At 71.2% G+C, this 10,456-nt stretch carries 14 protein-coding genes and 2 pseudogenes; 9 read left to right on the top strand and 7 right to left on the bottom strand.

Annotated features, from left to right (window positions below; all coding sequences use genetic code 11):
- The first annotated feature begins 114 nt into the window (after positions 1-114).
- Complete coding sequence (locus ACZ597_RS03695; protein WP_471324428.1) at positions 115-531, top strand: hypothetical protein; 417 nt, start codon at positions 115-117, stop codon at positions 529-531.
- A 429-nt stretch (positions 532-960) separates the two neighbouring features.
- Here the strand turns inward: ACZ597_RS03695 and ACZ597_RS03690 are convergent, their stop codons facing one another.
- On the bottom strand, positions 961-1,251 hold the full coding sequence (locus ACZ597_RS03690) for a VOC family protein (protein WP_471324425.1): 291 nt from the start codon (positions 1,249-1,251) through the stop codon (positions 961-963).
- Positions 1,248-1,442 (bottom strand): hypothetical protein, encoded by a 195-nt coding sequence (locus ACZ597_RS03685; RefSeq protein WP_471324423.1) that lies wholly within the window; start codon positions 1,440-1,442, stop codon positions 1,248-1,250. The genes ACZ597_RS03690 and ACZ597_RS03685 overlap by 4 nt, the downstream gene beginning before the upstream one ends.
- A gap of 105 nt (positions 1,443-1,547) precedes the next feature.
- Here ACZ597_RS03685 and ACZ597_RS03680 point away from each other — a divergent pair, with 105 nt between their 5' ends.
- From ACZ597_RS03680 to ACZ597_RS03665, 4 genes and pseudogenes are all read left to right on the top strand, one after another.
- Positions 1,548-1,826, top strand: a complete 279-nt coding sequence (locus ACZ597_RS03680; RefSeq protein WP_471324421.1) for a helix-turn-helix domain-containing protein — start codon at positions 1,548-1,550, stop codon at positions 1,824-1,826.
- Positions 1,823-2,401: a hypothetical protein gene (locus ACZ597_RS03675; RefSeq protein ID WP_471324418.1), complete on the top strand. Its 579-nt coding sequence runs from the start codon at positions 1,823-1,825 to the stop codon at positions 2,399-2,401. Before ACZ597_RS03680 ends, ACZ597_RS03675 begins: the two co-directional genes overlap by 4 nt.
- A pseudogene (locus ACZ597_RS03670) lies at positions 2,397-2,489 on the top strand (nuclear transport factor 2 family protein); the annotation flags it as partial. The gene ACZ597_RS03675 and the pseudogene ACZ597_RS03670, both read left to right, overlap by 5 nt.
- Positions 2,490-2,827: 338 nt before the next feature.
- Positions 2,828-3,034, top strand: a pseudogene (locus tag ACZ597_RS03665) (type I restriction endonuclease subunit M); the annotation flags it as partial.
- Between the two features lie 66 nt (positions 3,035-3,100).
- On the opposite strand, the gene ACZ597_RS03660 reads toward ACZ597_RS03665, so the two are convergent.
- Positions 3,101-3,466, bottom strand: coding sequence for a hypothetical protein (locus ACZ597_RS03660; RefSeq protein WP_471324416.1), 366 nt, complete (start codon positions 3,464-3,466; stop codon positions 3,101-3,103).
- Between the two features lie 14 nt (positions 3,467-3,480).
- Positions 3,481-4,737 carry a helix-turn-helix domain-containing protein gene (locus ACZ597_RS03655; RefSeq protein ID WP_471324415.1) on the bottom strand — a complete coding sequence of 419 codons (1,257 nt, stop codon included), beginning with the start codon at positions 4,735-4,737 and terminating at the stop codon, positions 3,481-3,483.
- Between the two features lie 319 nt (positions 4,738-5,056).
- Here ACZ597_RS03655 and ACZ597_RS03650 point away from each other — a divergent pair, with 319 nt between their 5' ends.
- On the top strand, positions 5,057-5,311 hold the full coding sequence (locus ACZ597_RS03650) for a hypothetical protein (RefSeq protein ID WP_471324413.1): 255 nt from the start codon (positions 5,057-5,059) through the stop codon (positions 5,309-5,311).
- Between the two features lie 481 nt (positions 5,312-5,792).
- Here the strand turns inward: ACZ597_RS03650 and ACZ597_RS03645 are convergent, their stop codons facing one another.
- Together ACZ597_RS03645 and ACZ597_RS03640 are read right to left on the bottom strand one after the other, a co-directional pair.
- Positions 5,793-6,203, bottom strand: coding sequence for an SCO4983 family protein (locus ACZ597_RS03645; RefSeq protein WP_471324410.1), 411 nt, complete (start codon positions 6,201-6,203; stop codon positions 5,793-5,795).
- A gap of 194 nt (positions 6,204-6,397) precedes the next feature.
- Positions 6,398-7,609 carry a pyridoxal phosphate-dependent aminotransferase gene (locus ACZ597_RS03640; protein WP_471324408.1) on the bottom strand — a complete coding sequence of 404 codons (1,212 nt, stop codon included), beginning with the start codon at positions 7,607-7,609 and terminating at the stop codon, positions 6,398-6,400.
- A 462-nt stretch (positions 7,610-8,071) separates the two neighbouring features.
- On the opposite strand from ACZ597_RS03640, the gene ACZ597_RS03635 reads away from it, so the two are divergent.
- Genes ACZ597_RS03635 through ACZ597_RS03625 form a run of 3 tightly spaced genes read left to right on the top strand, consistent with a single transcriptional unit; the run spans position 8,072 to position 9,777 of the window.
- The gene (locus ACZ597_RS03635; protein WP_471324405.1) at positions 8,072-8,629 is read left to right on the top strand and encodes a hypothetical protein; all 558 of its coding nucleotides are present in this window, start codon (positions 8,072-8,074) and stop codon (positions 8,627-8,629) included.
- 44 nt (positions 8,630-8,673) lie between these two features.
- Entirely contained in the window at positions 8,674-9,150 is a 477-nt protein-coding gene (locus ACZ597_RS03630) for a macro domain-containing protein (RefSeq protein ID WP_471324402.1), read from the top strand.
- Between the two features lie 60 nt (positions 9,151-9,210).
- Complete coding sequence (locus ACZ597_RS03625) at positions 9,211-9,777, top strand: GNAT family N-acetyltransferase (RefSeq protein ID WP_471324400.1); 567 nt, start codon at positions 9,211-9,213, stop codon at positions 9,775-9,777.
- A 121-nt stretch (positions 9,778-9,898) separates the two neighbouring features.
- Here the strand turns inward: ACZ597_RS03625 and ACZ597_RS03620 are convergent, their stop codons facing one another.
- Complete coding sequence (locus ACZ597_RS03620) at positions 9,899-10,378, bottom strand: nitroreductase/quinone reductase family protein (protein WP_471324397.1); 480 nt, start codon at positions 10,376-10,378, stop codon at positions 9,899-9,901.
- Positions 10,379-10,456 lie beyond the last annotated feature (78 nt).

Here is a 10,456-nt window from a genome sequence, read left to right as displayed (position 1 = left end):
CCACATTCCGCGGGGCGTTGGGTGAACGCCGGGTGTCCAGACGGTCCCGCTTCGAAATGCTGTCCGGGTTGGCCGGTGCTGGTGGGCGGGGGCGGGCGGCGGGAGGATCGGGGCATGGCATTGAAATGGCAGGGGTGGGTGGTCGGCATGGTGGGCCTGTCCTGCCTGCTGGTCTTCGCCCCCCTGGGGCTGTACGTGTGGGCCAGCGGCGGCCCTTCCGGCCCGGCGGGCCGTGCGGCCGCGCCGCCGGAGGTACGGGTCACCGGGTGCCGGATCGACCCGCCGAGCCGGCGCGCGGTGGCGGTCCTGGAGGCCCGGGGCGAGGGCTCGTACGTCGCCACGGTCGAGTTCCGCGACCGGCCGCCGTCGCTGCCGGACGCCCGGGAGACCCGCACCCTGGTCCGCCTCCCGGGCCTGACCCCGGACGGCCCCCCGGCCCGCCCCGAGGCCGTCGGCCCGGTGTGGGCGCCGGGGGCGGGGGTGTGGTGCGGAGTGGCGGGGGTGGTGGGGGAGCCGGGGGACGTGGGGTGAGGCTCGTGGTGCGGGCGGGCCGGGGAGCGGTATCCCCTTGGGCGGTGTCAGAGCCGGTTTGGGGGTTTCCCGTCAGTCCCATCGTCCTTCCGTGTCGTGCCGGTCCCTCAAGGGCGCTCCCTGCGGTCGCGTCACTTCGTGATCGCCTTCGGCGACCCTTGACCGACCGGCCCGCCCCGGAAAGCCGAAAGACTGCCGGGAAACCCCCAAAGAAACGGCACGGTCCAGAGGAGCAGGGACGGGCCTGTCAGGGACGGACGGCGGGGCCGGGCGCCGGCCCCCGGGCATCCGGGCCCTCAAGAGTCGAGATTCCGAGCCGGGGCGCGACTACCCGCACGAGAGGTCGATCAGAGCGACTTGCGGGCCACCCGGGCGCGTCAGGTCGCTACGCGCTTCCGGGATCTCGGCGGCCTGCGGCCGGTTTGGTGGTCATGGGGCTTCGCTCCGGGTCAGGACGACCGTGCGGCCGTCGGGGTCGGTCAGGGTGTGCCGGGCCGGGGAGTCGGCCGGCGGTGCCGTCAGGCCGAGGCGCAGGTAGCCCGTCTCGGGGCGGCGGGTGGCGGGGTAGAGCTCCAGGACACTGCCGTCGGCGAGGGTCGCGGCGTAGTGGTCCGGGCCGTTGCCGTGGCGTTCCGGTACGAGGTCGAGGCCGAGGCCCGCGTAGAAGTCGCGGCACTCTTCGAGACGGTTCGTGTAGATGACGAGCAGGTCGATGGTCATGCGGCGGCCTTCTGCCGTCCGAGCAGGGCCGTGACGCCCTGGAGGGCCAGGTCGAGGCTTCCGAAGGCCGCCGACACGATCCACAGCGTGCGGTATTCGGGCTGTGAAGCCGCCAGCACGAGCGCGAGTACGAGGCTCGTGGTGGCGAACAGGGGGCGCAGGAAGGTGTTGCGGGCGAGGAATTCGAGCATCTTTTCTTCCCTCCGTCGGGCGGGGCAGCCGCCAACTCGGCCTTCACGCTGGGGTGATGCGGCACCCTCTGGTATCCCGCTCAAGGTATACATACCATTGGGGGTATGCCAAGGAAGAATGAGTCGGACGAGCTCGAAGAGCGGGACCTCGCCTACCGGATCGCCCAGGCGGTGTACGACCGGCGGATGGAACTCGGCTGGTCGCAGCGACAGCTGGCGGAGGCGGCCGGCATGAGGCAGCCGCACGTCTCGCGGCTGGAGGCGGCCAGGAGCCTGCCGAGCCTCGACGTCCTGCACCGGGTCGCCGAGGCCATGGAGACCGACCTGACCGTGCGCCTCGTGCCGCGCGAGGCGGAGAAGGCCGTCCAGGTGGTCGCTCCATGACGACCTGGCGCAGACGGGCCTCCAGGCTGCGGCACCGTCACTACGGGAACGCGCTGGAGGCGCTCGGGGTCGCCGTCGTGATCGTCGCCCTGGCGGTGACGCACGGGACGTACGCGAACTACGTGGTCGGCAGCGCCAGCCACTTCCTGCTGCTCGTCCCCCATCTGATGCGGGCCCGGCACCGGTCGGGGCCTCCGGGCGCGGAGTGCGTCATGGAGCTGCCGCTCAACCCGGCGGAATCGGCCCGGGCCGGCTGGTCGCACCGGGCGCTGGGGGTGAGCCACGTCGCGGGCGGATCGACGCCGCGGCGGATCCTGCTGCTGGTCGCGCTGCTCACCCTCCTGGCCCTGAGCCCCGGCCTGCTCTACGACGCCGTCGGCATGGACGGCGCGGCGCGCAGGTCGGACTTCTTCCTGGGCCTCGTGCTGGTCATGGGTGTCGGGATCAGCTGGATGAGCCGTACGCACAACCGCCTGGCGCCGTGGTGCCCGTACTGCGACGACGGGGACGAGGGCGAGGAGGGTCCGGCCGTCGACCCCACCGGCGGCCGGGGCCGGCCCGCGCCCGTCCGGTAGGACCTACACGCCGTGGATCCGCCACCGGTCCACCCGGGCCGATGCGGCCGCCCACTACCGCGAGCTCGCCGCGCACCACGTCTACGAGGACAGCCCGGCCGTAGCCCAGGCGTTCGAACCCTTTTAGATGGAGTTCCTGTCGATCAAGAGGCTCAGGACGTCTTGGCGATAGTTGGGGAAGTCCATGGGCACGACGCCGAAGCGGGCTCGCTGCTCACGGCTCCCAGAGCTGACCAATCAGCGGGAAATGGAATTCCCGGCGGAATCGAGCTGCGCAAGGCAGTGCGTGATCTCCGAGGCGTACGGTAAGCCGAGCTGCTAACGTTTCATTACCGTCCGCTAACGCTCTTGTCTTACCTGGCTTCGCCCGTGCGGGCCGACCGCAATGCCAGCCGGCGGCACTTGTGGAGACGTAGCAGGTCAGGGAACCTGTTCGCCATCATGGTCCATGTCCTCGGCGAGTCCGTCCGGCATGCCGGGCACGGCCGGACCGGGCTGCGCGCCGAACACGAGCCACGGATCGACCAGGAAGCCCGTGCCGCCTCCTGCGCGAAGATCGAGCAGGCCGCCAGATCGGCCGCCTCGGTCAAGCCTGGTCGCTCGCGGCTCGTCCCGCGTGAGACACCCTGCTGATCCCCTCAGCAGGTGGAGTGGAACAGCCCGCCGACCGCCTCCCCGGCCCCGGCAGGGTCCCTCCGGTCAGCCGAGCGCCTTCTCGATGGCCTCGAAGATGTCCGCGTCCGTCTGCTGCTGCCAGGACGGAAGGTCCGCCCAGTCGGCCACGTAACCCGGCTTCGGGTCCTCGAAGTGCCGGTACATCTGAGCGGTCCAGCAGGTGGCGACGAACCGGCCCTTCTGCTCCCTGGAGAGCCGTGAGGTGGTGGCGTCGCTGATCTCGACGAAGTGGCGCACCTGTGCGTATACGGCCCCAGCGGCCTCGCGCTCCCACTGGGGCGTGTCGTCCCACGGCGTCACGTAGCCGGCCTTCGGCTCACCGGGGAAGTGCTGCCGCACCCCCGCGATCCAGGCCTCCCGGAACAGTCGTGCACCTTCGGTCTGCGACATGCCAACCCCTCTCGTCACGGTGTCCTCAGCCCGGCGATCTCCGCCCCCAGCCCCGCCACGCGGTGGTCTCGGCTCATAGGGCCGAACTCGTCGCACAGGCTTCGGAGTCTACGGGCGATGTACCCAGATGATGACGCTCGGGCAAGTTCCAGCGCCTCACTCGCGTATGCGACCACCTGGTCAGGATCCCGGCGTTTGGCGCCGATCACGGCCAGGTCGGCCAGCACCGCGCCTCTTCGCCGATAGGAGTGCCCGAACGCCAGTGAGCTCTGATTCAGCGCTGCTTTCAGGGTCTCCTCTGCCAGGTCGAAACGGCCGAGTTGCACGTATCGGGCACCGCGTTCCTCTGAGAGTCGTGTGCCATCGAAGCGGAGCCACCCACCGTTAGAGCTGCCGTTGGCAAGGTGCTGAACTTCGTCGGCCCGGGCCAGGGCCTCCTCGCACCCCACCAGGTTTCCCATGCCGGCGTGTGCCTCAGCCTGGACGGACGCGACCCAGTGACGCGTTGACAGCGCCGTGTCCCCCCGGACGGCGACGCGTTCCGCTACACGCAGGATCTCGGTAGCCTCGCGGTACCGACTCTCGGAAATATCCACGTAGGCGTGACGTGTGAGTGCACAAGCCCAGAGGTCGTACGCCCCCGCCTCCCTGCTCACGGATGCAGCCAAGGCATACGAGGCTGCGGCGTCCGAATATCGGTTGGCGTCGAAGGCTACTTCACCGGCCAGCTGGAAGAGGTCGGCCGCTGCTTTGAGCAGGGGGAGAGAGTTCCCGTGCCGCCCCCCAGACAAGGCCTCGTTCAACGTAGCCAACTGGTCTCGGACGATGGGGTAGACCGTTCCCTTGGACCGGGCGAGTTGGTAGACCTGCCAGAGGTGGCTGTTCATCCGGTTGAAGTCCGCTGGATTGCCCCGGTGTACACCGTCGGCCAGTGCCTCCGCCTCGTCGAGTGGAAGGACCGTCAGCGCGCCGCTGACGGTGAGTATGCGGAGGAATTCGCGGCGGATCATGTCGTCGGGGTCTCCCGCGCTCGGGTGGTCGCTGGACTTTTGGGGTGAAGCCCCCCGCTCTGTTGTTCGTGACGGTGACAGCAGGGCTTCCAGCTCTTGGAGGCTGATTTCCAGGGCGCCCGCCAAGGATGACCGCTGATGCGGCTGCGGTGCGATCTTGCCGCTCTCCCAGCGTCCGACCGTTGTGCGGTCCACGCCAAGCAACTCGGCCAATTTCTCCTGACTGTAACCCAGGGTCTTGCGCCGTTCTGTCAATCCCATACGACCTCGTCTTGTGCCTCTGGCCCTCTTGGGTTCCGTGCACGGATCTGCATCAAGCCTGCCGCATGGATGCCGTGGAAGTTCGCGACTCTCGCCGCTTTCCTGGGTGTTGTGGCAAATGAAACGGCGACGAGACTACCGAGAGGTGCAGACATGGCAACGTCTGGTGTCGATGGGGGTTGCATGCCCAACTCGACGTTCGGCTCCTTCGACGCTCCCTTGCACAGGGCTCGGGGACTGGGCGAGCCCAGCGCGGAGCTGCTGGACCGTGCCCAAGCCGGCTGCGAGCGCTTCCTCGGCACGTTCGGGGGAGCGTCCGATGAGTGAGTGCTACGAGTACGTCCCCCACCGCCTCCTCCGCCGACGCGTCCGCGACATCGCCTCCGGCACCGAAGGCGTCCTCATGGCCGTGATCAACGAGAACGTCTCGGACACCGGCATCGAGCGCTGGATGGAGCTCGCCTACATCCGCAACGCCTCGGGCCGCGAGTTCACCACCGCCGCCACCAACGTCGAACCCGCCCTGGACCAGCCACAGACGGCTGTCAGCCGCCGAGATCAGAGGAGCGCGTAGCGATCTGCTGCGCCTGGGCGCTCCGCTTGGGCATGAGCGGGCCCGGATGCCAGGCGGGCCGACGCCCGGCCCCTCGTCTCATCGCTGAGAGACCCGTTCCTCTCCTCCTGCCCGGTGACCGTTCTTTTGGGGGCTTCCCGGCAGTCTTTCGGCTTTCCGGGGCGGGTCGGTCGGTCAAGGGTGGCCGAAGGCCATCGCGTAGCGACGCGACGAAGGAGCGCCCTTGAGGGACCGGCACGACACGGAAGGACGATGGGACTGACGGGAAACCCCCAAACCAACCCTGACACCGCCCCAGGGACTACCGCTCCCCACCCCACCGGCCCGCATCCAGGGAGGCGGGTGGGCAACCACCGCCCGGGCCCGGGGGGTCGAGGGGGAGGTAGCGGGCCCGAGCGGAGAACCCGCACCGGAACCCCGCCCTCCCGAGCGAAGCCATGGCGCCCGGTCCGGAGCCTGCGCGGTCCCGGACCGGGGCCGGTCAGTGGGCGCCGGCCCGGTCGGGGGCTTCGAGGGCGGCGGTGTGGGCGTCCATGCGCTGGGCCGCGAGGATCGCCGCGGCGGTGTCGGCGCGGGACGCGGCGACGAGCAGGGCGCGGGCGGCCAGGTCGCGGGCGCGGCGGTGGAGGGTGCGGGCGTCGGCGCCGTCGGCCAGGGCGGGGTGGGCGACGCGGGCGGGGTTCGACCCGCGCAGGCGGGTCACCTGGGCGGCGATGCGTACGGCATCGTCGTCGAGGCCGAGCTCGTCGGTGACGGCGAGCAGCGCGGCGAGGTGACCGGCGAGCTGGATGTCGAGGGCTTCGCCCCGGCTGCTCTGCGGGTACGCGACGGTGTCGGTGCGGCCGGCGTCCATCCGGTGGACGACCGACTTGGGGCGGCTCGGTTCGTACATGAGGAGGCCTCCTGCGTGGTCAGGAGGCCATCCTACATTGGAACCGGTCTAAGGTTGAGCTGAATCTTGGTAGAGCGGGAGTGGAACCGGGAGCGGAACCGGGAGCGGGAGAGCGCAACCGGGAGCGGAACCGGGAGCGGGAGAGCGCAACCGGGAGCGGAACCGCGAGTGGGAGTGGAGGGGACCGAGCGGCCCTACGGCTGCCCGTACCCGTCCAGGAAGCGGCCGATCCGGGTCACGGCGTCCGCGAGGTCCTTCGCGTTGGGCAGGGTCACGATGCGGAAGTGGTCGGGCTCGGGCCAGTTGAAGCCCGTGCCGTGCACCACCATGATCTTCTCGGCCCGCAGCAGGTCGAGGACCATCTGCCGGTCGTCCTTGACCTTGTAGACCGCCGGGTCCAGCTTCGGGAACAGGTACAGCGCGCCCTTCGGCTTCACGCACGTGATGCCCGGGATCTGCGTCAGCAGGTCGTACGCCGTGTCGCGCTGCTCCAGCAGCCGCCCGCCCGGCAGCACCAGGTCGGCGATCGACTGCCGCCCGCCCAGCGCCGTGGCCACGGCGTGCTGCGAGGGCATGTTCGCGCACAGGCGCATGTTGGCCAGGATCGTCAGGCCCTCGATGTACGACGAGGCGTGCTTCTTCGGCCCGCAGACCGCCATCCAGCCCGCCCGGTAGCCGGCGACCCGGTAGTTCTTGGACAGGCCGTTGAACGTGAGCGTCAGCAGGTCCGGGGCGATCGCGGCGGTGTTCGTGTGCGTGGTGCCGTCGTAGAGGATCCGGTCGTAGATCTCGTCGGAGCAGACCACCAGGTTGTGCCGGCGGGCGATGTCCGTCAGGCCCCGCAGCATCTCGTCGTCGTAGACGGCGCCGGTCGGGTTGTTCGGGTTGATGATCACGATCGCGCGCGTGCGGTCGGTGACCTTGCGCTCGATGTCGGCGAGGTCGGGCATCCAGTCGGACTGCTCGTCGCAGCGGTAGTGAACGGCGGTGCCGCCGGCCAGGGAGACCGACGCGGTCCACAGCGGGTAGTCCGGGGCGGGGACCAGCACCTCGTCGCCGTCGTCCAGCAGCGCCTGCATCGACATCTGGATCAGCTCGGAGACGCCGTTGCCGAGGTAGATGTCCTCGACGTCCAGGTGGATGCCCTTGGTCTGGTAGTGCTGCATGACCGCGCGCCGCGCCGACAGCAGGCCCTTCGCGTCCCCGTAGCCGTGGGCGTTGCCCAGGTTGCGGAGCATGTCCTCGAGGATCTCCGGCGGGCACTCGAAGCCGAAGGCCGCGGGGTTGCCGGTGTTCAGCTTGAGGATGCGATGACCTGCCGCTTCGAGCCGCATCGCCTCTTCGAGGACGGGTCCGCGGATCTCGTAGCAGACATTGGCGAGTTTCGTTGACTGGATCACCTGCATGACGGGAGCTTACGGGCACGTCCGCCCGCCCGCTCGACCGTTCCGGCGGAAATCCACCGAGCGATATGTCCCATTTCGCGCGATGTAGGGGTGGCGCCCCCGTCCACCCTTTGAAACGGCGGCCCGGCCCCCGTCCCGCCTGCGGATCGGATGAACGGGCCGGAGCCCTCCGCCCCATGTGTTGCGCTCGTCACCCCGGGCGGGGGCGCCGGATCGCCCCGAGTCCGCCCCCCCGCGCCGGAGATGCCCGGCACCTGGAGCCGCGCCGTCGCCAAGCGGCTGAAGCGGCGCGTCGATACGCGCCCGAGCCGCCCTGAGCGGCTTCCGGGGCCCGGCCGGGCCTGTGTCCGGGGTCACGGTTCCGGCCCGTGGACCCGGATTGACGGCAGAGGGTCTTTAGGTGAGCCTTACCTTGCTTTGGCGCGGCCGACGGAGCGGCGCCCCTCATCCCGGAGCCCGCCCATGTCCTCCCCGGCAGCCAGACTCTCCCCCCGCCCCGTCCGCCTGTACGACTCGTGGTGGACCGTGGCGGCGGGGGCCCTCTGCGCACTGGTCGTCCTGGCGGCGGGCCTGTGGTGCTCGCTCCACGTGCAGGCCGACGCGGCCATGCACTCCGCCGCGCTGTTCGCGCACCTGGCCTCGCTGGTGCTGGGCTTCGGCGCGGTGCTGTCCGCCGACTACTACGGCCTGCTGTGGGCCACCGGCCGCTGCGGCCTGGCGGAGGTCGTCACCGCGACCTCCCGCCTCCACGTCCCGATCTGGGCCGGCCTCGGCGGCCTCGTGGTGAGCGGCCTGATGCTTCACCCCGACCTGAGCTCCCCGCTGACCCTCGCCAAGATCGGCCTGGTCGCCCTGCTGACCGTCAACGGTCTCCAGGCGGGCCTCCTGGGCCGCCGCCTCGAAGCCGCCACGGGCGAAGTCGGCCGCGGCCTCCTCCTCTGGGGCGGCACCACCGCCCTGGTCTCCCAGGCCTGCTGGTGGGGCGCGGTCGTCATCGGCTTCCTGAACACCAACCGCTGAGCCGGGCCGGGGCCGTTGTCAGTGCCGCCGCCTACCGTGGGTGCATGAAGCCGCTCACGATCATTTCCGGGGACGCGACGAGTCCGCAGGCCAAGGGCCCCAAGCTGATCGCGCACGTCTGCAACGACATAGGCGGCTGGGGGAAGGGCTTCGTGGTCGCCCTCTCCCGGCGCTGGCCCGAGCCGGAAGCCGCGTTCAGGGCCTGGCACCGCGGGCGCAGCGGCAACGACTTCGGGCTCGGCGCCGTGCAGGTGGTGCGGGTGAAGCCCGACGTGTGGGTGGCCAACATGGTGGGCCAGCGCGGGATACGCACCGGCAGCGGCGGCCCGCCCATCCGCTACGACGCCGTCGAGCGCTGTCTCGGCGCGCTGGCGGCCCACGCCCTGGAGCTGGGGGCGAGCGTCCACATGCCCCGCATCGGGTGCGGGCTCGCCGGCGGCAAGTGGTCCCGTGTCGAACCGCTGATCACCGAGGCGCTCTGCGCGCGGGACGTGGCCGTGACGGTGTACGACCACGCGTGAGGTGACATCCCGAGCCTGTCGGCGGGGGACGGGGCGGGGTGTGCGTGACAGCATCGCCGCATGCGCTTCCGATACGCCGCCGAGGCCGACGCGCCCGCCATGGCCCGGCTGTTCGCCGCCAACCACCACGACGCCCTCACCGAGGAGCAGCGGGCCGCGCAGGGCTTCGTACAGGGTGCCTTCGGCATCGACACCCTGCGCGGTATGGCCCGGGACGGGGAGCTGCTCGTGGCCGACGCCGGGCACGGGCGGATCGCCGGGCTGCTCGCGCTGTCGGTCGCGGAGGACATGGCCGCCCCGCCGGAGGCGGTCCGCGGGCTGCTGCGCGCCCAGTCGGCCCTCACCTGGAGGGGCCGGCCGCTGAGCGAGGTGCCGTGGCTGCTGTACGGGCCGGTCGTGGTCGACGCCGCCTTCCGCGGGCACGGCGTGGCCCGGGGCCTGTTCGGCATGGCGGTCGAGGCCTCGGCGGGGCGCGCCGAGGTGCTGGTCGCCTTCATCGAGGCGGGCAACGCCCCCTCCTGGCGGGTGCACGTCGACGCCTTCGGCATGACCCCGCTCGGCGAGTACACCGTCGCCGGCCGCACCTACACCGCCGTCGCCGCCCCGGCCGAGCAGCCCGCCGCGTAGGACCTGCCGGGCCGAGGTCCGGCCCCGTCCGCGGAGCCGCTCGAAGCCGTCCGGCAGCAGGTCCGGCGCGAGGGGGCCGGCGGCGGATCGATTCGCCGCCGCGGAGGGCCGGGGCTGCCCGTCACCCCTCCACGATGACCAGCGGGAGCTCCCGGGGCCACGCGAGCGCCTGGTACTCCTCCAAGGGCGGCCACAGTGCCGTCAGGGCCTCCCAGTACGTCTCCCGCTCCACCTCGTCCGCCGTGCGCGCCCACGCCGTGATGGTCCGGGGGCCCACCTGGAGGCGGACCTGGGAGTGTGCGGTCAGGTTGTCGTACCAGGCGGGGTGGCGGGGCCCGCCCGAGCCGGCGGCGACGACCAGGTACCGGCCCTCGTCCTCGGCGTAGACCAGCGGCGTGCGCACCGCCCGGCCCGTGGCGCGGTCGAGGGTGGTCAGGAGCAGGGTCGGGACCCCGTGCCACAGGTGGCCGTCGGTGCCGCCGCTCGCCACGTAGGTCCGTACGTGGTCGAGCCGCGGCCCGGGGCGCGGGTCCGTCGGGTGGTCCCAGTCGACCGGGGAGACCGGGGTGACCGGGGCTGGCGGCGCGGCAACACTGTTCATCTGACCTCCGTAGGGCGTCCCCCGGAGCGCTAACGAGCCTTTACCGATTCTGGATGCGCCGGACCCGTAGCGCACGCT

This window comes from Streptomyces sp. NPDC040718 (genome assembly GCF_055593565.1).
Note: the sequence above shows the minus strand (reverse complement) of the source record. Positions and strands in the feature narration are given on the sequence as shown.

What these genes read in the sequence shown, in the direction of transcription:
- ACZ597_RS03695 (WP_471324428.1), top strand. Translation starts at nt 115, where the DNA reads ATGGCATTGAAATGGCAGGGGTGGGTGGTCGGCATGGTGGGCCTGTCC.
- ACZ597_RS03690 (WP_471324425.1), bottom strand. Translation starts at nt 1,251, where the DNA reads ATGACCATCGACCTGCTCGTCATCTACACGAACCGTCTCGAAGAGTGC.
- ACZ597_RS03685 (WP_471324423.1), bottom strand. Translation starts at nt 1,442, where the DNA reads ATGCTCGAATTCCTCGCCCGCAACACCTTCCTGCGCCCCCTGTTCGCC.
- ACZ597_RS03680 (WP_471324421.1), top strand. Translation starts at nt 1,548, where the DNA reads ATGCCAAGGAAGAATGAGTCGGACGAGCTCGAAGAGCGGGACCTCGCC.
- ACZ597_RS03675 (WP_471324418.1), top strand. Translation starts at nt 1,823, where the DNA reads ATGACGACCTGGCGCAGACGGGCCTCCAGGCTGCGGCACCGTCACTAC.
- ACZ597_RS03660 (WP_471324416.1), bottom strand. Translation starts at nt 3,466, where the DNA reads ATGTCGCAGACCGAAGGTGCACGACTGTTCCGGGAGGCCTGGATCGCG.
- ACZ597_RS03655 (WP_471324415.1), bottom strand. Translation starts at nt 4,737, where the DNA reads ATGGGATTGACAGAACGGCGCAAGACCCTGGGTTACAGTCAGGAGAAA.
- ACZ597_RS03650 (WP_471324413.1), top strand. Translation starts at nt 5,057, where the DNA reads ATGAGTGAGTGCTACGAGTACGTCCCCCACCGCCTCCTCCGCCGACGC.
- ACZ597_RS03645 (WP_471324410.1), bottom strand. Translation starts at nt 6,203, where the DNA reads ATGTACGAACCGAGCCGCCCCAAGTCGGTCGTCCACCGGATGGACGCC.
- ACZ597_RS03640 (WP_471324408.1), bottom strand. Translation starts at nt 7,609, where the DNA reads ATGCAGGTGATCCAGTCAACGAAACTCGCCAATGTCTGCTACGAGATC.
- ACZ597_RS03635 (WP_471324405.1), top strand. Translation starts at nt 8,072, where the DNA reads ATGTCCTCCCCGGCAGCCAGACTCTCCCCCCGCCCCGTCCGCCTGTAC.
- ACZ597_RS03630 (WP_471324402.1), top strand. Translation starts at nt 8,674, where the DNA reads ATGAAGCCGCTCACGATCATTTCCGGGGACGCGACGAGTCCGCAGGCC.
- ACZ597_RS03625 (WP_471324400.1), top strand. Translation starts at nt 9,211, where the DNA reads ATGCGCTTCCGATACGCCGCCGAGGCCGACGCGCCCGCCATGGCCCGG.
- ACZ597_RS03620 (WP_471324397.1), bottom strand. Translation starts at nt 10,378, where the DNA reads ATGAACAGTGTTGCCGCGCCGCCAGCCCCGGTCACCCCGGTCTCCCCG.